The sequence below is a fragment of the Geothrix oryzisoli genome (genome assembly GCF_022808865.1).
GTDB classification, from domain to species: Bacteria; Acidobacteriota; Holophagae; order Holophagales; family Holophagaceae; genus Geothrix; species Geothrix oryzisoli.
The window spans coordinates 312,768-337,919 of sequence record NZ_JAKZLB010000003.1 but is presented as its reverse complement, the minus strand read 5'-3'; the positions used below and the strand labels follow the sequence as shown (position 1 = coordinate 337,919).

The following is a 25,152-nucleotide window of genomic DNA, read 5'->3' as shown; positions in this document are numbered from 1 at the left end:
CGATGACTCGACGCTGGCCAGAGCAAACGACCGTCCTGGTGGTGGAAGATGACCCCGCGACGGCCAAGATCATCCAGGTCCGCCTGGAGATGGAGGGGCTGAAGGTGCTCGTGGCCGCCAACGGCATGGAGGCCCTCGAGCTCCTCCGCCAGGAGAAGGTCGATCTGGTCACCACGGACCTCATGATGCCGGCCATGAACGGCTTCCGGCTGGTGCAGGAGATCCGGGACCTCCCGCCCCCCAAGGGGCGCCTCCCCATCCTGCTCCTTTCCAGCAACCACAGCGAACAGGACATGGTGCGGTGCCTGGCGGCAGGCGCGGACGACTACATGGCCAAACCGATCTCGGTCCAGGTGATGGTAGAGCGGCTGTGGCGGCTCTACGAACGCTCCCATCGCGCGGGGTGAGCCATCCTCCCCATCCACCTGTCCCACAGCGTCCTGCTGCCTGTCCTCCGTTGGGCGACCCTCGGCCTGGTCTGCCTGGTGGTCGCACTGGTGCTGCTGGGCAGCATCATGCAGTACCGCAAGGACCGCCGGAACCGGCACCGCATCGCCCGCTACCAGGCCTGGGAAGGCCAGCTCACGGACTACCTCTTCAAGAAGGGCTATGAGCGCGGCGGCTTCGGCCAGGTCGCCTGGTCGGACCGGTGGCTGTTCAGGGATTTCCTCGCCCGCTACCAGTCCACCATTGCCGGCCAGGAATCCGAGCTGCTGCGGGAGCTGTACCTCAGCATGGGCATCCACGCCACCCTGCCCCAGCGGCTGCGGGACCGCGACCCCAAGGTCCGCGCGCAGGCCGCCAAGGAGATCGCCATCTTCCGCCTGGATGAGCCGGCCGAGCATGTGCCGCCCCCGGTAACGGCCCGACCCTGGCGCTGGAAGCCCGGAGTCCGGATGGAAGGCTACCTCGAGCTGGTCCTGCCACTGCTGGATGATCCCGTCCCCTTCGTCGCCCACACGGCCGCCCAGACCCTGACCCACAGCCGGAGCCTGACCTACGCCGCCCCGGTCCTCGCCTGGGTCATGCGGGAGGAGCTCTACCAGCGGGAGCGGCTGCTCCGGGTGCTGGAAGGCTTCGGTCCCATCCTCCTGCCGTGGATGAAGGAGAACCTGGAGTCGCCCGACCAGAACCCCGAGCCCTGGATCCTCTACGCCCTGCTGGTGGGCTCCCACCGGCATCGCGAGTCCCAGCCCCGCCTGCTGTGGCTGCTGGGGATCCCGAGCGTGGACCTGAGGGCTTCCGTCCTCAAGGCCCTCATCATCCTCGCGGACCCGCTGGTCTATCCCAAGGTACTGAGCTTCGCCGCCAGCCCCGCCTGGGAGATCCGGACCCAGGTCGCCCGGGCCCTGGGCGTGCTGGGCGGGCCTTCCGCCGTTCCGGACCTGCTGCCCCTGATGGCCGACCCCGTGTACGAGGTCCGCCGGAACGCCGCCCAGAGCCTCGTGGACCTCGGCCATTCCGGCGTCTCGGCCCTGACCTGGCTGGCGGACGATCCGGCCGCCGACCGCTTCGCCCGCGACATCGCCCGGGAGCGGCTCGAATGGGCGGATGAACGGGGGCACATGTGACGGTCCTGGTCTTCCTCACCGCCCTCGTGGAGTGGAGCATCCTCCTCTACTTCCTCGCCACGAACCTGACACACCTGGCCCTGATCCTGAGGGCCTTCTTCTCCATCCGGAACTACCTGGACGCCGTCGGCATCGACCGCCTCGACACGGCCTTCGAGACCAGCCACTTCAAGCCCATCACCCTGATCTGCCCCGTCTACAACGAGGAGGCCGGTTCGGTGGCGAGCATCAACAGCCTCATCAGCCTCCGCTATCCGGAATTCCAGGTGGTGGTGGTGAGCGACGGCAGCACCGACGCCACCCTCGAGCGCCTCATCACCGCCTTCAAGCTCCAGCCCAGCCAGCGGGTCGTACGCCAGCTGCTGCCCACCCAGGAGGTGCGCGGCATCTACGAGAGCGCCTACGTCCCCAACCTGGTGGTGGTGGACAAGGCGAACGGCGGGAAGGCCGACGCCCTGAACTGCGGCATCAACCTCGCCCGCTATCCCCTGGTCTGCTGCATGGATGGCGACAGCCTCCTGGAGAACGACGCCCTCCTGCGCATCGCCCGGCCCTTCATGGACCGGCCCGACCTGGTGGCCTCGGGGGGCGTGGTCCGCCCCCTCAACGGGTGCAAGGTCACGCCCATGGGCATCCGCGGCATCTTCCTGCCCGACTCCTGGCTCGCCCGCTTCCAGATCGTCGAATACCTCCGGGCCTTCCTGTTCGCCCGGGTGGGCCTGGCCTCCCTGGACAGCATGTTCATCGTCAGCGGCGCCTTCGGGGTCTTCCGCAAGGATCTGGTCGTGGCGGCCGGCGGCTTCGAGACCGCCACCATCGGCGAGGACTTCGAGCTGGTCGTGCGCCTGCACCGCTGCCTGCGCGAGGAGAAGCGCCCCCATCACATCACCCTGGTGCCGGACCCGGTGTGCTGGACCGAGGTGCCCGAGGATTTCCGCGGACTCGGACGGCAGCGGAACCGCTGGCAGCGGGGCCTCCTGGAGACCCTCTGGCGGCACCGGCGCATGTGCTTCAACCCCCGGTACGGCCGCATCGGGCTCTTCTCGATGCCCTACTTCCTCTTCTTCGAAGCCCTGGCGCCCGTCATTGAAGTCAGCGGGTATCTGGTGTTCGTCTGGGCCCTCTGGACCCACTCCATCAACGGCACCTTCGCCATCCTGTTCGTCTACGTGGCCCTGCTCCTCGGCGTGCTGAACTCCGTCGTGGCCGTGGTGCTGCAGGAGATCAGCGGCCACCGGTACCAGGGCCTGAAGGCCTGGATGCTGCTGCTCTTCACGGCCGTGGTCGAGAACTTCGGCTACCGCCAGCTGACCGTCTGGTGGCGCCTGAAGGGCACCTTCGACTGGATCCGCGGCAAGAACAGCTGGGGTCACGTGAAGCGCAGGGGCCTCACCACGCACCCGGCACCGGATGAACCGCCCCAGGGTTGACGAATACCTGTTGCCAGACCATTCTGATCCCTTGATCTTTGGCAGTCCGATAGCGCTATCCAGAAAGGTGGAGGGAAAGGCCCTGTGAAACCTTGGCAACCTGCGAAAGCAAGGTGCCAATTCCTGCCCCCGGCGTGTCCGGGGGGAAGATACCGAATGATTCAGACTGACCCGAGACCTCCTGGATGCCGATAAACGGATTGCCGCCCCAGGCGCATCCATGACCCACCCCTCCTTCCAGAAGGCCCTCGCCGAGGGCGAATGCTTCCTCTTCGACGGCAGCACGGCCACGGCCCTGCATGACCGCGGCATCACCCTGCAGCGCAGCTTCGAGGAGTGCAACCTCAAGGCGCCGGACCTGCTGCTGGCCATCCACGGGGAGTTCCTGGCGGCTGGCGCCCAGGTGCTCACCACCAACACCTGGGGCGCCAACCGCCTCAAGCTGGCCGCCCGGGGCCTGGAGGGCCACCTCGACGCCATCAACCGTGAGGGCGTGGCCCTGGCGAAACAGGCCATCACCCAACAGGGCGCCCGAGCCTGGGTGGCGGGCTGCATCGGCCCTCTGGGGGTCCGGATCGAGCCCTGGGGGCCCACCTCCTTCGACGAGGCCCGCGCCCTCTTCCGCGAGCAGGCCGAGGCCCTCGCCGGGGCCGGGGCGGATCTGATCGTGCTGGAGGCCTTCGAGGACTTGAATGAGATCCACCAGGCCCTCCTCGCCATCAAGGAGGTGGGCGACCTGCCCGTCGCGGCCCTGATGACCACCGGCGACGATGGCCAGGCCCTGTTCGGTGCCGAGCCCGAGTGGTTCATCAAGCAGCTGGACACCTGGGGCGCCGACTTGGTCGGCCTCATCGGCGGCAACGGGCCGGCCCCCCAGCTGCGCCTGCTGGAACGCCTGAAGGCCGTCACCGCCAAGCCCATCGTCCTCCAGCCGAACCCCGGGCTACCCCACCAGGTGGACGGCCGGCTCATCTACGGGGCGAGCCCGGAGTACCTGGGCGGCTTCGCGGCCCGCGCCCTGGCGGCCGGCGCCCGGGCCGTGGGTGGGTGCAGCGGCACCACGCCGGCCCACATCCGGGCCATGCGGGGGGCCTTCCGCCAGGAACGGGCCTTCGTGCAAGGGGGCGGCGGCTTCGAGCTGAAGCCGCACGAGCAGCCCCAGGCCGAGGTGCCATTCCCCTACCGCAGCCGGTTCAGCCTCAAGCTGGCGCAGAACGAGTTCATCCACACCGTGGAACTGGTGCCGCCCAAGGGCATGGAATACGACAAGCTCCTGGCCAAGACCCGCCAGTGCCGCGCCCTGGGCGTGGACGCCATCAACGTGCCCGACGGCCCCCGCGCCATGGCCCGCATGTCCGCCCTGGCCACGGCCCTCATCATCGAGCAGCAGGTGGGCCTGGAGACCATCCTCCACTACGCCTGCCGCGACCGGAACCTGCTGGGCATGCAGAGCGACCTCCTGGGCGCGGCGGGCCTGGGCCTGAGGAACATCCTGGCCGTGACGGGCGATCCGCCGAAGCTGGGGCCCTATCCTCAGGCCACGGCGGTCTTCGATGTGGACGCCATCGGCCTGGTGAACATGCTGAAGCGCCTGAACACGGGTCTCGACCTGGGCGGCGCCAGCATCGGCAAGCCCACCTCCTTCAGTGTGGGCGTGGGCGCCAACCCTGTGGCCCCGGACCTGGAGCGGGAGAAGGCCCGGTTCCGCTACAAGGTGGAGGCCGGCGCCCAGTGGGCCATCACCCAGCCTGTCTTCGACGCCGAGAGCCTGTTCCGCTTCCTGGACTTCACCGAGTCCCTGGACGGCCGGGGCGGCCTGCCCATCATCGCCGGCATCTGGCCCCTCAAGAGCCTGCGCAACGCGGAGTTCATGGCCAATGAGGTGCCCGGCGTCTTCATGCCGCCCGCCATCCTGGCCCGCATGGCCAAGTGGGCCACCGCCGAAGACCAGGTCAAGGAGGGCCTGGCCATCGCCCAGGAGATCATCGAGACGATCCGCCCCCGCATCCGCGGGCTCCAGCTCAGCGCCCCCTTCGGCCAGGTGGAACTGGTGGCGCCCCTGCTGCCGAAACGGGAGGTCGCATGAGCGCGAAGGTCCACTTCCTCCTCGAGGATCTGCTGGTGGAGGCGCCGGAGGGCACGCCCCTGCAGCGCATCGCCGACGCCGCCGGGGCGGACATCACCTTCGGCTGCCGCACGGGCTCCTGCGGCACCTGCCGGGTGCGGGTGGTGGAGGGCCTGGCCCACTGCAGCGACATGGGCACGGAGGAACGGGACTTCCTCCGGGGCCTGGAGGCCCCCCCCGACCAGCGCCTGGCCTGCCAGGTGATCATCCACGGCGATGTCGCCATCGACTATCTCGGGCTCTGACATGACGACCCTCGATGCGCTCCTCCGCGACAAGGTGCTGCTGCTGGATGGCGGCATGGGCACGCAGATCTTCGCCCGCAAACCCACCGTGGAGGACTACGGCAGCGCAGCGCTGGAGGGCTGCGTGGACCTGCTCACGGAGCGGCGACCCCAATGGATTCGCGAGATCCACGAAAGCTACTTCAACGCGGGCGCCGACGCTGTGGAGACCAACACCTTCGGGGCGAATCCCCTGGTGCTGGGCGAGTTCGGCCTGTCCGACAAGGCCTACGCCCTGAACGTGCAGGCGGCCTCGCTCGCCCAGGAGGTGGCCCGCAGCTTCGACCGGCCCCGCTTTGTCATCGGCTCCGTGGGCCCGGGCACCAAGCTCATCACCCTGGGCCACGTGGGCTACGCCGACCTGCTCGCCTCGTACCGCGTGCAGATGGACGGGCTCCTGGACGGCGGCGCCGACGCCATCCTCATCGAAACCTGCCAGGACCTGGGCCAGATCAAGGTGGCCGTGCGCGCCGCCCGCGAGGCCATGGCCGCCAAGCGCCGGAAGGTGCCGCTCTGGGTGCAGGCCACCGTGGAGACCACGGGCACGCTCCTGGTGGGTTCCGACATTTCCGCCGTGCTCACCAGCGTGGAGCCCCTGGGTCTCGACGTGCTGGGCCTGAACTGCGCCACGGGGCCCGACGAGATGCACATGCACCTGCAGACCCTCGCCGAAGCCAGCCCCTTCCGCATCAGCTGCCTGCCCAACGCGGGCCTGCCGGTGAACGTCGACGGCCAGGTGGTCTACCCCCTGCATCCCGCAGCCTTCGCGCCCAAGGTGCTGCATGCGGCCGCGGAGTTCGGCCTTGCCATCGTGGGCGGCTGCTGCGGCACCACGCCGGATCACATCGAGGCCCTGGCGGCGGGCGTGGAGAAACTGAACGCCCCCGTGCGCTCACCGAAGCTCGAGCGCAGCGCGGCCAGCCTCTACCAGAGCGTGGCGCTCCGGCAGGAACCCGCGCCCCTCATCGTCGGCGAGCGGACCAACGCCAACGGCTCGAAGAAGTTCCGCGACCTGCTGGCCGCCGAGGACTGGGACGGCATGGTCGCGCTGGCCAAGGAACAGCAGAAGGAGGGTGCCCACCTGCTGGATCTCTGCGTGGCCTACGTGGGCCGGGACGAGGTGCGCGACGCCGACGAGCTGCTGGGCCGCATGATCACCCAGATCACCCTGCCCCTGGTGATCGACAGCACGGAGGTGCCGGTCCTCGAGCGGGCCCTGCAGCGATCCCCGGGCAAGTGCGTGGTGAACTCCATCAACTTCGAGGACGGCGAAGGCAAAGCCCGGAAGATCCTGGACCTGTGCAAGACCTATGGCGCCGCCGTGGTGGCCCTCACCATCGACGAGCGGGGCATGGCCAAGACGCGGGCAGAGAAGCTGGCGGTGGCCCGCCGCCTGCATGCCCTCGTGGTGGGCGAGTACGGATTCGATCCCGGCGACCTGATCATCGATCCACTGACCTTCACCCTGGGCAGCGGCGAAGAGGAATTCCGGGGCTCCGCAGTCGAAACTCTGGAGGCCCTGCGGCTCATCAAGGCCGAGCTGCCGGGCGTGATGACCATCCTGGGCGTGAGCAACGTGAGCTTCGGCCTGAACCCCGCGGCCCGGCACGTGCTCAATGCCCTCATGCTCTACCACGGCGTGAAGCACGGCCTCGACATGGCCATCTTCAACGCCTCCAAGGTGCTCCCCGTCGCGAAGATCGACCCCGAGGACCGCCGCATGGTCGAGGACCTGATCTTCGACCGGCGCTCCGGGGGCTACGATCCCCTCAAGGCCGTCCTGGCGCGATTCAGTGACCGCAAGGCCTCCGTGGTGGACGACCACCGGGCCGACCTGCCCGTGCTGGAACGCCTGCGGCGCGGCATCCTCGATGGCGAGAAGCAGGCCATCCTGGCCGATGTGGATGAGGCTCTGAAGGACCACGATCCCCTCAGTCTCATCAACGAGGTGCTGCTGGGCGCCATGAAGGTGGTGGGCGAGCGCTTCGGCGCGGGCGAGATGCAGCTGCCGTTCGTGCTGGAGAGCGCCGAGGCCATGAAGGCCGCCATCAAGCGCATCGAGCCCCACCTGCCGAAGGAGTCGAACTACCAGAAGGGCCGCATCCTCCTGGCCACCGTGAAGGGCGATGTCCACGACATCGGCAAGAACCTGGTGGACATCATCCTCAGCAACAACGGCTTCGAGGTGCGGAACCTGGGCATCAAGCAGCCCATCGAGGCCATCCTCAAGGAACTGGAACTGTGGCCTGCGGATGCCATCGGCCTCTCGGGCCTGCTGGTGAAGTCCACCGTGATCATGAAGGAGAACCTGCACTTCATGGAAGAGCAGGCGCAGCGCGTGCCCGTCATCCTGGGCGGTGCGGCCCTCACCCGCGACTATGTGGAGGGCGACTGCCGGCGATCGTATTCGGGCGCGGTCCTCTATGCCGAGGATGCCTTCGAAGGCCTGCGGCACATGCAGGCCTTGGTTGCGGGGGAAACCAGCGTCCCGGCCCCTGCACCCGCCGCGACCGCGGCTGGCGATATCAAAATACTGAAGCGAGGTAGCGCTTCGGTGCCGCTCACGGAACCGGGCCAGAGCAGCTGGGTGCGCCATGACGCGCCCCCGCCGGCACCGCCTTTCTGGGGCGTGCGGGAACTCGCGGACGCACCCGCGGATCTGTTCGCGCACCTGGACGAGTTCGCCCTCGTGCGCAACCGTTGGGGCTACAGCCAGGGCAGCCAGGGCGACGAGGCCTTCGCCGCGGTGCTGCGGGACAAGGCCGAGCCCCAGCTGGCGCGATGGAAGGAGCGTCTCGCGGCCGACCCGGTCTTCCAGCCCAGGGCCCGCTACGGGTACTTCCCCGTACGTGCGGAAGGCGATGCGCTGCGCGTGCTCGATCCCGCTGATCGCTCCAGGACGCTCGCGGTGCTCGCCTTCCCGCGCCAGGGTGCGGGAAGACGGCTCTGCATCGCGGACTTCTTCCGGGCCGACGCCACCGACGTGCTGGCCCTCCAGCTCGTCACCCTGGGGCAGGCCGCCGCGGATCACGCGGCGAAGCTCTACCGGGAGGACGGCTACGCGGACTACTTCGCCTTCCATGGCCTCGCCACGGAACTGACGGAGGCCTACGCCGAGCGGCTCCATGCCCGCATTCGCCACGAGCTGGGCATCCACCTCAAGGATCTGCCGGGCCGGGCCCTCTTCGCTCAGGGCTACCAGGGCTCCCGCTATTCCTACGGCTACCCCGCCTGCCCGGATCTCGCCGGCAACGGCCCCATCCTGGACCTCCTGCAGGGCCCGGAGATCGGCGTCCACCTCAGCGACAGCCACCAGATGGACCCCGAATACAGCACCAGCGCCCTGGTGGCCTGGCATCCCCAGGCACGGTACTTCTCCGTGTAGGCGATCCCGCCGGCCGGCGGCAGGTCCCTACTGGGCCCGGGCCTTGTCCATGACCTTCTGGCGGAGCTCCCCGAACTCAGCTTCGGTGATGAGCCCGTCCTTCTTCAGCTTCTCGAGCTTTTCCAGTTCCAGGCGCAAGTCGAACGCCGGGGCGGCCGGTCGGTCCTGGGGGGCCGCTTCCCGCGCCTCCAGGCCTTTCTTGGCCCGGGCCTCTGCGGTGCCCCGGGCCGCCCGCCCGGCCTTGAGGTCCTCGAGGGTGCCGAAGGCGACCACCTTGCCGTCCACGAAGCGGATGTACTGGGTGCGGCTGTTGATCTTGATGGCTCCGTACCGATCATAGGCTTCGTACTCATGCACTTCCGTGTCGTTGACGACCGTCGTCTTGGAGGGGTTCCCGACACGCTCGATCACCTCCCGCTTGGTCATCCCCACCCGGAGTTTGGTCACGTCCAGGTCCGGCCGCGTGCAGCCCACGGACACAGCCGCGGGAAGGGCGATCATCAGGGCGGCAAGGCGTCGCTGCATGGGAGGGCTCCAGTCCGGGCAGGCCTTCCACCCCGGGGAGCGGCGCCTGACAGGAGCAGTGTGCCAGAGGCTGGCATCCAGGGAACCCGCAGCCGGGAGGGGCCCGCATCCCCTCCTTTTTTCGGTGCAGGCGACGATGGCCCTTGCCAGGAGGCTGCTGGAGCGCTACCTTTTCTGACCGGCCCTTCGGGGCCGTTCTCTTACGAGATCCTTGTCAGTTCCATAGCGAGTTATCCAGAAAGGTGGAGGGACGGGCCCTGTGAAACCTTGGCAACCTGCGAAAGCAAGGTGCCAATTCCTGCCGCGATTGAGTGATCAAGCGCGGAGAGATGTCGAGCTGTGTCGAGCTGACGCAATCATCGAAGGGGGCCCGAGAAATCGGGCCCCCTTTTGCTTTTCCTGGACTTGCTTGGACAGACGAGGCCTCGGCCTTTTCAACTTTGCTTTTTCAGGAGACGCCATGAGCGCCACCCCCACGCCCCGCTTCGAGACCCTCGCCCTCCACGGGGGCCACAGCCCGGATTCGGACACCAAGAGCCGGGCCGTGCCCATCTACCAGACCACGAGCTATGTGTTCGACAGCACGGAGCACGGCGCGGCCCTCTTCAACCTGGAGGTACCGGGAAACATCTACACCCGGATCATGAACCCCACCACGGCCGTGCTGGAGCAGCGCGTGGCCCAGCTGGAGGGCGGCATCGGCGCCCTGGCCACGGCCTCCGGCCAGGCGGCCATCACGCTCGCCCTCACCACCCTGCTGCGGGGCGGCGACCACGTGGTGGCCGGCAACAACCTCTACGGCGGCACCTACAACCTGCTGAGCCATACCCTGCCCCGCGCGGGCATCACCACCACCTTCGTGGATTCGACGAAGCCCGAGGCCTTCCGCGCCGCCCTCCGGCCCGAGACCCGCGCCATCTACATCGAGGCCGTGGGCAACCCCAAGCTGGACGTACCCGAGTTCGAGGCCATCGCCGCCATCGCCCACGCGGCGGGTATCCCGCTCATCGTGGACAACACCCTGCCCAGCCCCTACCTGCTGAACCCCTTCAAGCTCGGCGCGGACATCGTGGTCCACAGCGCCACCAAGTACCTCGGCGGCCACGGCACCTCCGTGGCGGGCCTCATCGTGGACGGCGGCACCTTCGACTGGAAGAGCGGCAAGTTCCCCGAGTTCACCGAGCCCTTTGCCGCCTATCACGGCGCCATCCTGGCCGACCTCGCCGGGCCCGCGGCCTTCATCACCAAGGCCCGCATCGAGGGCCTGCGCGACACCGGCGCGGCCCTGAGCCCCTTCAACGCCTTCCTCATCCTCCAGGGCATCGAGACGCTGCACCTCCGCGTGGAGCGCCACGGAGCGAACGCCCTGGCCCTGGCCCAGTGGCTTTCGACCCACCCCAAGGTGGCCTGGGTGAACTACCCCGGCCTGCCCACCAGCCCGAACCACGCCGCCGCGGCCCGCTACTTCCGCAAGGGCGCGGGCTTCGGCGGCATCCTCACCTTCGGCCTCAAACCCTCAGCCTCGGGGGGCGGGCTGAAGGCCGGCGGGGCGCTCATCGATGCCGTGCAGCTCTTCTCGCGCCTGGCCAACCTGGGCGATGCCAAGAGCCTCATCATCCATCCCGCCACCACCACCCACGCCCAGCTCTCCACCGAGGAGCGCGCGGCCACCGGCGTCACCGACGATCTGGTCCGCCTCTCCGTGGGCCTCGAACACATCGACGACCTCATCGAGGACCTGGACCAGGCCCTGGCCAAGGCCTGAGGGAGCCGCAGCCATGCCTGTCAAAGTCCCGGCCTCCCTGCCTGCCCGCGGCGTCCTGGAAGCGGAGAACGTGTTCCTGATGGAGGAGCACCGCGCCCTCCATCAGGACATCCGCCCGCTCCGCATCGCGATCCTGAACCTGATGCCCACCAAGATCGCCACGGAGACGCAGCTCCTGCGTCTGCTGGGGAACACCCCCCTGCAGGTGGAGGTCACGCTGCTCCACATGGCCTCCCACGAGGCGAAGAACACACCAGCGGAACATCTGCTGGAGCACTACGTGTCCTTCGCGGAGGTGCGCGGGCAGACCTTCGACGGGCTCATCGTCACCGGCGCCCCTGTGGAGACGCTGCCCTTCGAGTCCGTGGACTACTGGCCGGAGCTGGCGGAGCTGCTGGACTGGGCGCGCACGCATGTGTTCTCCAGCCTCTTCATCTGCTGGGGCGCCCAGGCGGCTCTCCACCGCTACTACGGGATTCCCAAGCATCCCCTGGCGGAGAAGCTGTTCGGCGTCTTCCCGCACCGGCTGAACACCCGCCACGAGCGGATCGTGCAGGGCTTCGACGATGCGTTCTTCGCGCCCCACTCCCGCCACACGGAGACCCGCCGCGCGGACATCCTGGCGGAACCGGGGCTGGAGCTGCTCGCCGAATCCGAGGAGGCCGGGGTGTATCTCGTCCAGTCCAGGGACCGGCGGCAGGTCTTCGTCACGGGGCACTCGGAGTACGACCCGGGCACCCTCCAGGGCGAGTACGCCCGGGACCTCGGCAAGGGCCTGCCCATCGGCATCCCGAAGAACTACTTCCCCGGCGATGACCCGGCCCGCGAGCCGCTGGTGCGCTGGCGGAGCCACGCGAACCTCCTCTTCTCCAACTGGCTGAACTACTTCGTCTACCAGGAGGCGCCCTTCGACCTTCGGCCCCTCCCGCTGGAAGGGAGGCAGGCATGACCCTGAAAGTCCTCAAGTTCGGCGGCAGTTCCGTGGGCAGCGCCGAGGCCCTCCGCCGGGCGGCGGCCATCGTGAAGGAAGAGCTGCCCTCGGGCGGCCTCGTGGTGGTGTCCGCCCTCCGCGGCACCACGGATCGCATCCTCGAGGCCTGCGCCGCCGCCAGCGCGGGCCGTCTGCCCGAAGCCCAGACTCACCTGGCCGGGCTCCGGAGCCGGCACCGCGAGACGGCCGCAGGCCTGGGGCTGCTGGACACCGTCACGGCCGAGTGGGATCCCCTGTTCGACCGGCTGGACCAGCTGCTCACGGGCATGGCCATGCTGGGTGAAGCCACGGCCCGGGGCCGGGATTCCGCCCTGGCCGTGGGTGAGACCCTGTCGGCGCACCTGGCGGCGGCCTGCTTCGGCGGCACCTTCCGGGAAGTCCGCGAGGTGATGCGGACCGACGCCCGCTTCGGCAAGGCCCGGCCGCAGCTCGCGGACCTCCGCGTCGCGGCGGCCCCCTGGCGCGCATCGCTGGCAGCTGGCGCCCTGTGGATCACGCAGGGCTTCCTGGGGGCCACTTCCGAAGGCCTCACCACCACCCTGGGCCGGGGCGGTTCCGACACCAGCGCCACGCTGCTGGGCGAAGCCCTGGAGGCCGACGAGGTGCAGATCTGGACCGACGTCGACGGCGTGCTGACGGCGGATCCCAGTCTGGTACCCGAGGCCCGGCCCATCCCCCAGATGAGCCTGGGCGAGGCCGAGGCCCTCAGCGCCTTCGGGGCCAAGGTGCTCCATGCGGACTCCCTCGCCCCCGGAGGCCGCGCGGGCTTCCGGCTCGTGGTGGCCAACACGCTGCGGCCGAGCGCCTCCCGCACCGAGATCCTGCCGGTGCCCCCGCGCCGCGAGCCCGGAGCCGTCACCTCCGTGGCCTACAAGGAGGGGCTCAGCCTTCTGCGCTTCCCCGCCTCGGAGGGCCTGGAACCGCCCCTGGAGGCCGCCCGGCGCCTGGAGGAGGCCGGGGCCCTGCGCTTCGGCCTGGTGTCGAGCCCCGCCGGCACCCTGCTGGCCGTGCGGCCGGACACCCCGGCCGCGGCCAAGGTCATGGAGGATCTGGCCGCCTCGGGCCCGGAGCTGGAAACCGGCTGGGCCGTGGTGGCCCTGGTGGGCGAGGGCCTGCGGGCCGACCCCCTGGCCGCCCTGCGCCACCTGGCGGCCCTGGGTCAGGAACCCGTGGGCGGCCTCCTCACGGGCAGCAGCACCGTCTCCATCGCCTTCCTCGTGCCCGAATCCCGGCTGGGCGACCTGATCCCCCGCCTCCACGCCCGCTGCGTGGACCGCCGGCCCCTGTCCCCATCCGAGGCGTGCCAGCTGGCTGGATGATCCGGGCCCGGGCCCTCAACCCTGGCGAAGCAGCCAGGCCGTGAGGCGGGTGTGGAAATCTTCGGGATGTTCGAGATCCGTGGGGCGCAACCGGGCAGGGTGGGAGGGATCCCCCAGCACGAGGGGAACCGCATCCACCAGGTTGGGCAGGCGGTGGCCATCCGGCAGGGACCAGAGCCCACCCCGGCCCTCGTCCTCGCGCAACTGCGACGCCTGGCGTCGGTCGCCCCTTGTCTCGCAGACCATCATCTTTCCCCTGTGAAATCTAAAAGATAGGCCTGCCTTCCCCAGGCGCCACCTGCTCCTCCGGAGCCCGGCGGATTCGTGACGGAAGCCATCCGGGCCCGGCCCGGCGCGGTCCAGCCTGGACGATGTCTCAATACCTGTCAGAACTTGATTCCACCTGGATTTTTCCGCGGCTCCGCCTGACCACCCCGCCCGGATGGACGTACATTTCCCGTACGCGGGCCCATCCCCCCGCGGGAACAGGCGGAAGCCATGAGATCCCTCACCGAATGCCCGACCAGCTCCCTGGAATGGTGGCGGCAAGACGCCACCCCGCTGGCCTTTGAACTGCGCGCCGAGGGTGGAACCTTCGCCACCCTCGCCTTCCTGGACCCGGAGCACATCCTGGCCCGCGTGGAGACCGCCGAGGGGACCTGGACCCTCAAGCACCTGGGCGTCATGAACCCGGTCGTGACCCTGCGCGAGGAGGGCGGGAAGGTCAACCTCGCCACCTTCCACCCCCACACCCTGCGGCACGGGAAGCTGGAATTCCAGGACGGGGCGGTCTTCGACTGGACCTGGCACCACGGCATGGGTCCCGGAGGAACCTTCTCGGATCCGGAAGGCCTGCCCCTGGTCCGGCTCCATGCCCGCACCGGAAGGGATCTCACCTCCCTTCCGGGCATCGAGCATGGCGACGTCGACCTGAACTCGGAGCACTCCGCGCGCTTCCGGCATGCCCTGCTGGCGGCCTTCGGCTGGTACCTGATCCTCTTCGACCATCTGAAGGAACGGGATGCCGTGGCCGCGGAAACCGCGCTCAGGATGTAGCGTCTAGCCCAGGAACTTCTTCAGCAGATCCAGGCCGAGGCCGCCCTCGGGGAGGCTGCCCTGGGGGCTCAGCTTGTCGATCACCTGGGGCAGGAGGCTGGCCAGGCCCGAGGCGGCCTCGTCGTGGGAGACGCCCAGCTGGCCGGCCAGTTGCTGCACCTGTTCCGAGCCCAGGGCCGCCTGCACGTGCTCGGCGCTGATGGGCTGGTTCTCGCCGGTGCCGACCCACGAGGCCACCTGGTCGCCCAGTCCCTTCTCCTGGAACTGGCCCAGCAGGCCCTGGAGGCCGCCGGGGTGGTTCTGGATGAGGCCCATGACGGCACCCATGAGCGGGTTGCCGCCCTCCGCTTGACCGCCCTGCCCCATCAGACCGCCCACCATGTCCAGCAGACCCATGACATCCTCCTCGGGAAGTGGAGCCCCAGGGTCCATCCGGATCGCCCCCGGGGCAAGGCTCATCCCGTGGAATGTTCGAAACAGCCCGGCATCCGTTGACCCTGGTTCCGGACCAAGCGTAGGGTGGGACCACCATCTCTCCATCAGACAGGGGGTTCCCATGCTCCACCTCATCTGGACCTGCATCATCGGTCTCGTCGCCGGCGCCGTGGCGAAGCTCGTCATGCCGGGCAAGGATCCGGGCGGGTGGATCATCACCATGGTCCTCGGCATCGCGGGCTCCTTCCTGGGCACCTGGATCGGGCGAGCCGTGGGGCACTACCAGGCAGGCCAGGGTGCCGGCTTTCTCATGTCCGTGGTGGGCGCGGTGATCCTGCTGGGCATCTACCACATCTACAAGCGGGCCACGGCCTGATGGGCCCAGCGCAGACCCTGGCGGCCATCCTCGGCCTCTCCACCGTCTCCGGCATCAACCTCTACCTCACGGTGCTCCTGGTGGGCGCCGGACAGCGTTTCGGCTGGATCCACGGCCTGCCCCCGGACCTGACCATCCTCAGCCACCCGGTGGTGCTGGGCGTGGCCGCGATCCTGTTCCTCCTGGAGTTCCTGGCGGACAAGATCCCCTTCATCACGCCCATCTGGGACGGGCTCCACACCTTCATCCGGCCCATGGGCGGCGCCCTGCTGGCCCTGGGGGCCGCCGGCGAGCTGCATCCCGTGGCCAAGGTGCTGGCCCTGCTGGCGGGCGGCACCATCGCCCTGGGCACCCACGGCAGCAAGATGGGCGTGCGGCTCCTGGCCCACACCGCGCCCGAGCCCGCCAGCCACAGCATCCTCAGCGTGGCGGAGGATGTGGGCGTGGCGGCCCTGCTCGCCCTGGCCTACCGCCATCCCGCCATCGCCCTGCCCGTGCTCGGAGCGGTGCTGGTGGCCACGGCCCTCCTCCTGCCCCTGCTGCTGCGGGCCCTGGCCTTCGTGCTCACCGGTTCCCGCGGCGCCCTGCGCTCCCTGGTGGGACGCGGAACCCGGGACGAAATCCCCGCCTGGGTGGAGTTGAAGGTGCTGGACCTGGCTTCTTCAGGCCGGAGCGAGGTTCTGCCTTGTTTCGCGCGCCGCGTGAAGGGCCTGCCGGCGTTCCACGGGGCCTACCTCGCCTGCGCCGGGGGGCACTGGCACCTGGTCTACCGTCGCTGGTTCCGCACCCGGAGCCTCGCTTTTGACGCCGCGTCAGGCCCCACTCGCATCTTCCCCGGTTTCCTCTGGGACACCGCGGTCTTCCGCCTGGGCGGAAAACCCCAGGTCCTGCTGGTGGGACGGGACTGGCGCCACGCCCTCCCCGGGGAGATGGAGCCGGCCCGCTGATCCGGCATCTTCCCCGGCGGGAGCTTTCGGTCCACCCTGGAGGGTCTTGAGGTACTCCATGCGCGGATCTTTGCCCCTCCTTGCCCTCTGTCTCGTCCCCGCCCTGGTGGCGGCACCTCCCAAAGCCGTGCCCCACGGCCTGGACCTCTCGGGCATGGATCGCTCCGTGGCCCCCGGCGACGACTTCTTCTCCTACGCCAACGGCGCCTGGGTGAAGCGCACGGAGATCCCCGCGGACCGAGGCTCCTACGGGGTCGGGCGCGAAGTGGCGGACCTCACGGACCGGCGCACGGCCGCCCTGATCCAGGCCGCGGCGGCCTCCAAGGCCCCCGCCGGGTCCGAGCTGCGGAAGATCGGCGACTTCTACACGAGCTTCATGGCCGAGAAGGCCATCGACAAGAAAGGCCTCAGCCCCCTCCGCCCCACCTTCCAGGCCATCGGCGCCATCCAGGGCCGCCAGGATCTGGCCCGGTACCTGGGCACGACCCTGCGGGCCGACGTGGACGTGCTGAACGCCACCCAGTACCACACGGCCAACTTCCTCGGGCTGTGGGTGGCCCAGGACCTGGACGACCCCACCCGCTACGCGCCCTTCCTCCTCCAGGGCGGCCTGGGCCTCCCCGAGCGCAGCTACTACCTGGATCCCTCCGAGGGCATGGCGGCCGTCCGCATCCAGTACACCACCCACGTGGCGGCCATGCTGAAGCTGGCCGGCCTGTCGAACGCCCTCGAGCGCGCCTCGGCCGTGGTGGATCTGGAGACCCGCATGGCCAAGGCCCACCTGGGCCGCGAGGAATCCGGCGACGTCCAGAAGGGCAACAACCACTGGACCCGGGCCGAGTTAACGGCCAAGGCCCCGGGCCTGGACTGGGAGGCTTTCTTCGCCGCTGCGGGCCTGACGAAATCCCAGGTGTTCGTGGTCTGGCAGCCCGGCGCCGTCACCGGCCTCTCGGCTCTGACCGCGGAGGTGCCCCTCGGCGTATGGAGGGACTACCTGACCTTCCACGCGATCCAGCACTGGGCTCCGGTGCTGCCGAAGGCCGTGGCGGACCAGTCCTTCGCCTTCTACGGCAAGGTCCTGAGCGGCGCCTCCAAGCCCCTGGACCGCTGGAAGACGGGGGTGGCGCTGGCCAACCAGGCCCTGGGCGAGGCCGTGGGCAAGGCGTACGTGGCGAAGTACTTCCCGCCTTCCGAGAAGGCCCGGGCCGAACGGATGGTCTCGAACATCAAGGAGGCCTTCCGCATCCGCATCGAACACCTGGACTGGATGTCCCCCGCCACCAAGGCCAAGGCCCTCGCCAAGCTGGACGCGCTCAAGGTGGGCGTGGGCTACCCGGATCGCTGGCGCGACTACCGCGGCCTGAAGGTCACGGCCGGGGACGCCTTCGGCAACCTCCAGCGGGCCGAGCGCTTCGAGTACGAGCGCAACCTGGCCAAGCTCGGCCAGCCCATCGACCGCACGGAGTGGGTGATGAACCCCCAGCTCGTGAACGCCGTGAATCTGCCGGTGATGAACGCCCTCAACTTCCCCGCGGCCATCCTGCAGCCCCCGTTCTTCGATCCGAAGCGGTCCATGGTCATGGACTACGGCGCCATCGGCGCGGTGATCGGGCACGAGATCAGCCACAGCTTCGACGACTCCGGCTCGCTCTTCGACGCCAGCGGGAAGCTGGAGAACTGGTGGACGCCCGAGGACCTGAAGCACTTCCAGGCCTCCGCCGACCAGCTGGTGAGGCAGTTCGACGCCTACGAGCCGTTCCCGGGCCTCCACATCAAGGGCAGGCAGACCCTGGGCGAGAACATCGCGGACGTGGCGGGCCTCGCCGCGGCCTATGACGCCTACCGCCTGTCCCTGAAGGGGAAGGAGGCACCGATGGTGCAGGGCCTCACCGGCGATCAGCAGTTCTTCCTCAGTTACGCCCAGAGCTGGCGAGAGAAGACCCGCGAGCCCCTGCTGCGCCAGCAGATCCTCACGGACGGCCACGCCCCCGCCTCCTTCCGGCCCTCTACCGTGAGGAACCTGGACGCCTGGTACGCGGCCTTCGGCGTGAAGCCCGGCCAGACGCTCTACCTGGCTCCGGCGGACCGCGTGAAGATCTGGTAGGCCCCAGGAGGCTCCCATGGCCCTGCTCGATTCCAGCCGCAGCATCCTCGTGGTCATCGACCTCCAGGGCAAGCTCGTGGGCATGGTCCATCGGCCAGCCCTCGTGCTGGAGGCCACCCGCCGGCTCATGCGGCTGGCGGACCTCTTCGCCGTGCCCGTGGTCCTCACCGAGCAGTACCCCAAGGGCATCGGGCCCACGGAGGAGAGCATCCGCGCCACCTACGACGCCCTGGCCACGCCAAAGTTCTTCCTGGAGAAGACGGCCTTCGGCTGCTGCGGCGATGCCGGCTTCGAAGCCCTGCTCAAGCAGGCCCGGCCCCACCTGGCCCGGGAGAAGCGGCAGATCGTCGTGGCGGGCATCGAGGCCCATGTCTGCGTGATGCAGACCGTGCTCGAGCTGCTGGGCTCGGGCCACGAGGTGCACCTCTGCTGGGACGCCGTCAGCGGCCGGGGCGAGGAATACCGGAGGCACGCGCTGGACCGCATGGCCGCCGCCGGGGCCACGCTGACCAACCACGAGTCCGTGGCCTTCGAGTGGGCCCGCGACAAGAACCACCCCCAGTTCAAGGCGCTGTCGGCGTTGATGAAAGAAGGGCAGCCGGGCTGACCATGCCCCGGATTCAAGGCCGGCCGGTCCCCGCCCTCTTCCCGACTTCCGGGGCGGTGTCCGTCATGCTCTTCGGCGAGGCTCCGGGCCCCCGGGGCGCAGACCAGTCGGGCCTCCCGTTCTGGGGCGATGGCGCGGGCATCACCGTGTACCGCGCCCTGGCCGCCACCGGCCGCGCCGAGGTGCCCAGTGCCGCCTGGGAGGACTGGGACGGGGCCCGTTTCCGGGCCCTGGGTCTCGCTCCGCACCTGCTCGGCACGGCCCTCAGCAATGCCTACCCCGCCTGCCCCACGAAGGATGGCGAGCACTTCCTCGCCCCCTCCAACAAGGATCTGCTCGCCCCCGCCAACCTCACCCGCCTCGCGGCGGAGCTGGCCCGGGCCGCCGCCGGCCGCAGCACCCCCTTGCGGGTGATCGCCTTCGGCAAGCGGGCCGAGTGGGTGCTCACCCGCTTGCTGGAGGCGCCGCCCTTCGAGCTCCACGCCCTGCCCCATCCCAGCGCCCAGGGCCTGCTCCAGGCCGCGCCGGGGAAGGGCCGGGGCCTGAAGCTGGACGACCTGAGGGCCGCCTGGCGGGACGGGCTGGAGGGCCTGCTCCGCGGCTGAGGCCCCAGGCTCAGCGGCCGGAAAGCTTGATCCGGGTGATCTTGATGTCCACGGGCTCCTTGGCCTTCTTGTGCAGGATGCTGAGCGTCACCTCGGTGCCCGGCACGCCGTAGAGGCGACGCACCGCCTCGCCGGGATCGAGACCGGCCACCTTCACCCCGTCGATGGCCAGGATCTCGTCCTTGGCCTGGAGGCCCGCGGCCTGGGCGGCGGGGTTGAACACGTCGGTCACGCCCAGGTGCCCCGACCACTCGGTACGGATGAGCACGGCGCCGGGTTTGTAGGCCGTGTCGATGTGGGCGCCGATCCCCCCAACGGGGAGCGGGCCGTGCAGATACACCTCGACGGTGGGTTTCTCCAGCACGGTGACCCCCGCGCAGTCCACCGGATCCAGGAACAGGTTCAGGCTCGTCTTCGCACTGAACCGGCTGCGGGGGAACTTCAAGTGCAACCGTCCGGCGGCCTCATCGTAGGTTCCGGTCACCTCCGCCACCTCCGCGGGCACGGTGCACTTGCCCACGATCACCTCGCTCCGGCTGCTGCTGCCCGTCACCTTCGTCCCCTGGAGTTCCAGCTGGAATTCCCGCTGGGGAGGCTTGGGGGTGTCCGTCCAGAAGGTGTTGGCGTCCAGTTCCGTCGAGGACATCAACTCGTTGGCGCACTTCAGCACCAGGCGGTTGCCCTCGGCGGTGGCCGTCCACCAGCCGCGGCCGCTGCCCAGCCAGACGCCAGCGCGGCTCTGGATCCGCGCCGTCTGCTCCATCCGGAATTCGAGCTTGATGAGTTCGTCCCCGATGCGGGCCGCGTCCTTGTCGTTGGGGGCCAGAGCCAGGTAGCGCTTGTAGCTGGCCATGGCCTCCGGCAGGCGGCCCAGGCGCGCCTGCACCTGGCCCAGGTTCATCCACGCGAAGGCCCATTCGGGAGCGATCTCCGTGGCCCTCTTGAATTCGTCCGCGGCCAGGGCCAGGTCCGAATCAGCCTTGGCCATCTCGATGGCGGCGGCGCCCCGCACCAGGTGGCGGCGCGCATCCTCGAAGGTCCCCGCCGCCGACGGAAGGGGCCCCTGGGCCGGTGCCTGAGCTGGGGCCGGAGCAGGGGACTGAGCGGACGCGGCCAGGCCGGTACCGGCGAGCAGGAGGAGGGGCAACAGACACATGGCGGCTCCAGGAAGGGACATCAGAGACGGGGCACGGCGCTGCCCAGCCCCTTGGGCTGGACCTGTGCGGGGATGAGGTCCTCGGGGCGCACGCCGAGCCGTCCCGCGATGGTGGTGCGGGAGGCCTGGAGCTGCCCCGCCAGGGCGGTCAGCTTCCCCATCAGGGCCTTCTGCTTCTGGCTCAGGAGGGCCTGGTCGCCGGCGGCGCCCTTCAGGTTCCCCCAGGCATCCAGCTCCTGCGCCACGTCCAGCCCCGAGCCCACGATGTTCTTGCCCAGCTCCCACTGCGTGCTGAGGGGCTTCCAGGCCTTGCTGACCTGCGACAGGTTGGAGGCGAGGTAGTCGACATTCTGGAAGAGCGACTGCTTGGCCCGGGCCCAGTCCACGGCATCGCGAGCCGCCATGGCGCGGTCCGCGCGCTCCGTCACGAAGTCTGTGAAGTCGTTCACGCCGGAAAGGGCCTCCAGAGTGCCGTTCCAGACCTTGGGGTTTTTCCGGAGGGTCTTGAGGCCGTCCGCGGTCCCGTCGGGGATGATGGTGCCGGTGAGCAGGCTGGCGCCACGCTCCAGGGAGTTCTGCACGGCCCGGTCCACCTGGGCGCCCCAGGCCTCATGCTCCCGCATCAACTGGCGGCCGTCGGAGCCCAGCCGCGCGGCCTCCTCTTTCAGGCGGGCCAGCTCGTCTTCCAGCTCATAGAAGCGCTGGCCCAGGACCTTCAGATCGCCGTTCTCCACCATCATCCGCTGGAGGCGGGCCTGGGCTTCGGCCCGGCGCGCAAGCACTTCGTCGGCCGTGACCGGCTTCGGCGCCGGAAGCTCCTTCAGGTTGCCGGGCGTGAGGGCCCGCGCATCGCTCAGGTCCACGGCCAGAGGGTCGACGCCCGCTGGCCGCGCGCCCCCGTCCCACAGGGCCGACTGGGCAGCGGCCTGGCTCTCTAGGCTGCCGCCCCGCTGGGCCAGGAGCTGCCGGTTCAGCTGCGAGGAATAGTCCTGGGCCCAGGCATGGAGCGCCTGCTGGTCCCGGGCTATGGCGTCCTGGCGCTGCTGGGCGAGCCGGGCCTCCAACTGGGCCTGCTGGTCGTCGTGGAGGGCGGTGCCGACGCCGGACCGTGGGCCCGATTGGAGGGCCTGGGAGAGCATGCCGCCGAAGACTCCCGCCAGCAGGCCCGCGGCGCGCTGATCGGGCGTGATCCGCGGAACCTTCGTCGTCGTGCGGCTGGGCACGGGCCGCGTGATCTGTTTCCGGTAGGCGCTGGATCCCTGGAAGCGCTGGACCTTCTGCCCCGTCATGGACTCCAGCTGCCCGAGGGCGCTCTGGGCAAGCAGAGATCCGCCTGCCAGCAGGATGGTCGCGAGAGCGGGAGGAACGCGCATGGTGGCCTCATCGGCGGGCACGCCCCGGGGATGAGCCCAGGCAGGGTCATACACGAGGTCTTTCTCGGGAATGTCCTTCCCACCATCCTTGGATTCCCGGCTGAGATCAAATGACTTCAAACGCCATTGAGCCAAGACTTAACATCTCTTAACAAACCGCCCTCCGCCTGCCGCGTATGCTGAGGGCTTCCCACGCGGAATCTTTCATAACCTGGAGGTCCTATGTCTCTCTCCCGTCGAGCCATGCTGCCCCTCGTGGGGGCCCTGGCCTTCACGCTGGTGGCGGGAGACGCCCCCAGGCAGGCCACGCCCCCAGGCAAGGTAGGCGCCCAGGGGAAGGCGACCCAAGGCGCTCCGCTGGTGGCTCCCGTCCAGGTGACGACGGTGGAGGGCATCACCGAGTACCGCCTGGCCAACGGCCTGCGGGTGCTGCTCTACCCCGACGCAAGCAAGCCCACCATCACCACCAACATCACCTACTTGGTCGGCAGCCGGATGGAGCACTACGGCGAGACGGGCATGGCCCACCTGCTGGAGCACATGCTCTTCAAGGGCACGAAGGATCGCCCGGACACCTGGAAGATCCTCAACGAGCTGGGTGGCGACGCCAACGGCACCACCAACTTCGACCGCACGAACTACTACGTCTCCTTCCCGGCCTCCGAAGAGAACCTGCAGAAGGCCCTGGCCCTGGAGGCGGACCGGATGCTGAACTGCACCTTCACCGCCGAGACGCTGTGGGGCAAGGACGGCAAGAGCGGGGAAATGACCGTCGTCCGCAATGAATTCGAACAGAACGAGAACAGCCCCATCGGCGTCACGGGCCTCCGGGTGCTGTCGGTGGCCTTCGACTGGCACAACTACGGCAAGCCGGTCATTGGCGCCCGCAGCGACATCGAGCACGTGAACGTGGACCACCTGCGGGCCTTCTACCGGACCTACTACCAGCCGGACAACGCCGTCCTGGTGGTGGCGGGGCAGTTCGACGGGCCGAAGACCCTGACCTTCATCAACGAGACCTTTGGGCGCATTCCCAAGCCGGCCCGCGTCCTGGAACCCACCTACACCGTGGAGCCCACCCAGGACGGCGAGCGGCTCGTCACCGTCCGGCGCGTGGGGGGCGCCCCCCTCCTGATCGTCGGCTACCACGTCGCCCCCTCGGCCCGGGCGGACCGCAGCGCCACGGACCTGGTGACGGCGATCCTCACCGACGCGCCCGGCGGGCGCCTCTACAAGGCCCTGGTGGAGCCCAAGCTGGCCGCCCAGATCTTCCCGTTCTCTTTCACCACCTACGAGCCCGGCCTCCAGATGTTCGGCGTGATGTTGCCGAAGGATGGGGAGGTTGAGAAGGCGAAGGAGATCCTCCTGCACGAAGTGGAGGGCCTGAAGGACAAGCCCATCACCCAGGCCGAACTCGACCGCGCCAAGGCGCAGGTCCAGAAGGGCATCGACCAAGCCCTGTCCGACACCAAGACCATGGCCATCAGCCTCAGCGAAGCCATGGCGGCCGGCGACTGGCGGGAGTGGTTCCTGGATCGCGACCGCACCATGGACGCCAGCCTCGAGCAGGTCCAGGCGGCGGCCGTGGGGTATTTCAAGCCCAGCAACCGCACCCTCGGGGAGTACCTCCCCACGGAGAAGCCGGACCGGACCATCGTGCCGGGCGTGCCCGACGTGGCGGCGGACGTGAAGGCCTACACGGGCAAGCAGACCATCGCCCAGGGCGAGGCCTTCGACGCCAGCCCCGCCAACGTGGACCTGCGCACCGTGCGCTTCACGGCTCCCAACGGCCTGAAGGGGGCCCTGCTCTCCCGGAAGACCAAGGGCAGCATGGCCTCCGTCCAGCTCACCCTGCGCTTCGGCCAGGAGGCCTCCCTGCGCGACCGGCGGGCCACACCGGAACTCACGGGCGCCATGCTCCTGCGCGGCACCCTCAAGCACTCGCGCCAGGAACTCGCCGATGCCTTCGACCGGCTGAAGGCGGACGTCATGGTCACGGGGGGCGCCACCTCTGCCCAGGCCCGGTTCACCGTTCCCCGGGAGAACCTCGCCGCCACGTTGAAGCTGGTGGCCGAAGTGCTGCGCGAGCCGGCCTTCCCGGCGTCGGAACTCGAGACCCTCGTGAAACAGCAGACCACCGGCATCGAGTCCCAGCGCCAGGAGCCCCAGGCCAAGGCCATGGAGTTCCTGGGCCAGACCTTCGATGCCTACCCGGCCGGCCATCCCTCGGCCTACCGCTCCCCCGAGACCCGGATCCAGGACCTGAAGGCCGCCAAGGCCGAGGAGCTCAGAGCCTTCCATGCCGCCTTCTACGGCGCGGACCATGCGACCTTCGCCGCCTCGGGCGACTTCGACGCCAAGGAACTGCAGGCGCTCGTGACGGGGCTGTTCGGTGGCTGGGTCTCTGCGGCACCCTACGAGCGCATCCCCGCCCGCCTGAAGGCGGTTCCCGGCCAGTCCAAGGTCCTCGAGACACCCGACAAGCAGATGGCCATCTTCATCGCGGCGGAACGCTGGGCCATGAAGGACACGGATCCCGGCTATCCGGCCTTCCTCATGGCCAACCAGATCCTCGGCGGCGGCGCCCTCAAGAGCCGCATCGCGGACCGCCTGCGGCAGAAGGAGGGCTTCAGCTACGGCGCCGGCTCCTTCGTCAACGTGAGCAGCCAGGATCCCCTCGCCTCCTGGCAGGGCTACGCCATCTACGCGCCCCAGAACGCCGCAAAGCTGGAGGCCGCCTTCCAGGAGGAACTCCAGAAGGCCCTGAAGGACGGCTTCACCCAAGAGGAGCTGGCCTTCGCCCAAAAGACCTGGCTCCAGGGCGAGGAGGCCCAGCGCCAGGAGGACCGCGCCATCGCCGGCTGGCTGAGCAGCGCCCTCTACCTCGGCCGCTCCGTGCGCTTCGAGGCGGAGCTGGAGGCCAAGGTCAAGGCCCTGAAACTGGACGAGGTCAACGCCGCCCTGCGCCAGTATCTGGATCCCGCGAAGTTCGTCATCGTGAAGGCGGGGGATTTCGCCAAGAAATAGCCTTTCTCGTGCCGGCAAAATGGGGGAGCGGCGTGCCGCTCCCCCATTTTGCTAGGTGGGAGAAGCCTTTC

At 69.2% G+C, this 25,152-nt stretch carries 21 protein-coding genes and 2 riboswitches; of the genes, 16 read left to right on the top strand and 5 right to left on the bottom strand.

Going from position 1 to position 25,152, the window contains the following annotated elements; translation table 11 throughout:
* Positions 1 to 2 precede the first annotated feature (2 nt).
* From MLE43_RS09705 to metH, 6 genes are all read left to right on the top strand, one after another.
* A complete protein-coding gene (locus MLE43_RS09705) occupies positions 3 to 407 on the top strand; it encodes a response regulator transcription factor (protein WP_243303526.1) in 405 nt (134 codons plus the stop codon).
* A 78-nt stretch (positions 408 to 485) separates the two neighbouring features.
* Positions 486 to 1,571, top strand: coding sequence for a HEAT repeat domain-containing protein (locus MLE43_RS09700; protein ID WP_243303525.1), 1,086 nt, complete (start codon positions 486 to 488; stop codon positions 1,569 to 1,571).
* Positions 1,568 to 3,001, top strand: coding sequence for a glycosyltransferase family 2 protein (locus MLE43_RS09695; RefSeq protein WP_243303524.1), 1,434 nt, complete (start codon positions 1,568 to 1,570; stop codon positions 2,999 to 3,001). The genes MLE43_RS09700 and MLE43_RS09695 overlap by 4 nt, the downstream gene beginning before the upstream one ends.
* Positions 3,002 to 3,053: 52 nt before the next feature.
* Positions 3,054 to 3,157, top strand: a riboswitch (SAM riboswitch).
* 64 nt (positions 3,158 to 3,221) lie between these two features.
* Positions 3,222 to 5,087, top strand: a complete 1,866-nt coding sequence (locus MLE43_RS09690) for a bifunctional homocysteine S-methyltransferase/methylenetetrahydrofolate reductase (RefSeq protein ID WP_243303523.1) — start codon at positions 3,222 to 3,224, stop codon at positions 5,085 to 5,087.
* Entirely contained in the window at positions 5,084 to 5,371 is a 288-nt protein-coding gene (locus MLE43_RS09685; RefSeq protein ID WP_243303522.1) for a 2Fe-2S iron-sulfur cluster-binding protein, read from the top strand. The genes MLE43_RS09690 and MLE43_RS09685 overlap by 4 nt, the downstream gene beginning before the upstream one ends.
* A gap of 1 nt (position 5,372) precedes the next feature.
* Positions 5,373 to 8,795 carry a methionine synthase gene (gene metH / locus MLE43_RS09680; RefSeq protein ID WP_243303521.1) on the top strand — a complete coding sequence of 1,141 codons (3,423 nt, stop codon included), beginning with the start codon at positions 5,373 to 5,375 and terminating at the stop codon, positions 8,793 to 8,795.
* Positions 8,796 to 8,822: 27 nt separating this feature from the next.
* Here metH and bamE read toward each other — a convergent pair whose 3' ends face one another.
* Positions 8,823 to 9,320 carry an outer membrane protein assembly factor BamE domain-containing protein gene (gene bamE / locus MLE43_RS09675; protein WP_243303520.1) on the bottom strand — a complete coding sequence of 166 codons (498 nt, stop codon included), beginning with the start codon at positions 9,318 to 9,320 and terminating at the stop codon, positions 8,823 to 8,825.
* A gap of 227 nt (positions 9,321 to 9,547) precedes the next feature.
* Positions 9,548 to 9,656: riboswitch (SAM riboswitch) on the top strand.
* Positions 9,657 to 9,780: 124 nt separating this feature from the next.
* On the opposite strand from bamE, the gene MLE43_RS09670 reads away from it, so the two are divergent.
* From MLE43_RS09670 to MLE43_RS09660, 3 genes are read left to right on the top strand one after another with little or no spacing between them, the layout of a single operon-like run.
* Positions 9,781 to 11,085 (top strand): O-acetylhomoserine aminocarboxypropyltransferase/cysteine synthase family protein, encoded by a 1,305-nt coding sequence (locus MLE43_RS09670; RefSeq protein WP_243303519.1) that lies wholly within the window; start codon positions 9,781 to 9,783, stop codon positions 11,083 to 11,085.
* 13 nt (positions 11,086 to 11,098) lie between these two features.
* Positions 11,099 to 12,034, top strand: a complete 936-nt coding sequence (metA, locus tag MLE43_RS09665; RefSeq protein ID WP_243303518.1) for a homoserine O-acetyltransferase MetA — start codon at positions 11,099 to 11,101, stop codon at positions 12,032 to 12,034.
* Positions 12,031 to 13,395, top strand: a complete 1,365-nt coding sequence (locus tag MLE43_RS09660) for an aspartate kinase (protein WP_243303516.1) — start codon at positions 12,031 to 12,033, stop codon at positions 13,393 to 13,395. Before metA ends, MLE43_RS09660 begins: the two co-directional genes overlap by 4 nt.
* A gap of 15 nt (positions 13,396 to 13,410) precedes the next feature.
* Here MLE43_RS09660 and MLE43_RS09655 read toward each other — a convergent pair whose 3' ends face one another.
* Complete coding sequence (locus MLE43_RS09655; RefSeq protein WP_243303514.1) at positions 13,411 to 13,599, bottom strand: hypothetical protein; 189 nt, start codon at positions 13,597 to 13,599, stop codon at positions 13,411 to 13,413.
* Positions 13,600 to 13,893: 294 nt separating this feature from the next.
* Here MLE43_RS09655 and MLE43_RS09650 point away from each other — a divergent pair, with 294 nt between their 5' ends.
* Positions 13,894 to 14,451: a hypothetical protein gene (locus MLE43_RS09650; protein ID WP_243303512.1), complete on the top strand. Its 558-nt coding sequence runs from the start codon at positions 13,894 to 13,896 to the stop codon at positions 14,449 to 14,451.
* Positions 14,452 to 14,454: 3 nt separating this feature from the next.
* Here MLE43_RS09650 and MLE43_RS09645 read toward each other — a convergent pair whose 3' ends face one another.
* Positions 14,455 to 14,847, bottom strand: a complete 393-nt coding sequence (locus MLE43_RS09645) for a YidB family protein (RefSeq protein ID WP_243303511.1) — start codon at positions 14,845 to 14,847, stop codon at positions 14,455 to 14,457.
* Between the two features lie 160 nt (positions 14,848 to 15,007).
* Here MLE43_RS09645 and MLE43_RS09640 point away from each other — a divergent pair, with 160 nt between their 5' ends.
* From MLE43_RS09640 to MLE43_RS09620, 5 genes are read left to right on the top strand one after another with little or no spacing between them, the layout of a single operon-like run.
* Positions 15,008 to 15,262 (top strand): GlsB/YeaQ/YmgE family stress response membrane protein, encoded by a 255-nt coding sequence (locus MLE43_RS09640; RefSeq protein ID WP_243303509.1) that lies wholly within the window; start codon positions 15,008 to 15,010, stop codon positions 15,260 to 15,262.
* Positions 15,262 to 16,209: a DUF4126 domain-containing protein gene (locus MLE43_RS09635; protein ID WP_243303507.1), complete on the top strand. Its 948-nt coding sequence runs from the start codon at positions 15,262 to 15,264 to the stop codon at positions 16,207 to 16,209. Before MLE43_RS09640 ends, MLE43_RS09635 begins: the two co-directional genes overlap by 1 nt.
* A gap of 58 nt (positions 16,210 to 16,267) precedes the next feature.
* Positions 16,268 to 18,313 (top strand): M13 family metallopeptidase, encoded by a 2,046-nt coding sequence (locus tag MLE43_RS09630; protein WP_243303505.1) that lies wholly within the window; start codon positions 16,268 to 16,270, stop codon positions 18,311 to 18,313.
* A 16-nt stretch (positions 18,314 to 18,329) separates the two neighbouring features.
* Positions 18,330 to 18,920: an isochorismatase family protein gene (locus MLE43_RS09625; RefSeq protein ID WP_243303503.1), complete on the top strand. Its 591-nt coding sequence runs from the start codon at positions 18,330 to 18,332 to the stop codon at positions 18,918 to 18,920.
* 2 nt (positions 18,921 to 18,922) lie between these two features.
* Positions 18,923 to 19,525 carry a uracil-DNA glycosylase family protein gene (locus tag MLE43_RS09620; RefSeq protein ID WP_243303502.1) on the top strand — a complete coding sequence of 201 codons (603 nt, stop codon included), beginning with the start codon at positions 18,923 to 18,925 and terminating at the stop codon, positions 19,523 to 19,525.
* 10 nt (positions 19,526 to 19,535) lie between these two features.
* Here MLE43_RS09620 and MLE43_RS09615 read toward each other — a convergent pair whose 3' ends face one another.
* On the bottom strand, positions 19,536 to 20,681 hold the full coding sequence (locus MLE43_RS09615) for a tetratricopeptide repeat protein (protein WP_243303501.1): 1,146 nt from the start codon (positions 20,679 to 20,681) through the stop codon (positions 19,536 to 19,538).
* A 20-nt stretch (positions 20,682 to 20,701) separates the two neighbouring features.
* Entirely contained in the window at positions 20,702 to 22,054 is a 1,353-nt protein-coding gene (locus MLE43_RS09610; protein ID WP_243303500.1) for a hypothetical protein, read from the bottom strand.
* 222 nt (positions 22,055 to 22,276) lie between these two features.
* Between MLE43_RS09610 and MLE43_RS09605 the strand changes: the two genes are divergently transcribed.
* A complete protein-coding gene (locus MLE43_RS09605) occupies positions 22,277 to 25,081 on the top strand; it encodes a M16 family metallopeptidase (protein WP_243303499.1) in 2,805 nt (934 codons plus the stop codon).
* Positions 25,082 to 25,152: the final 71 nt, after the last annotated feature.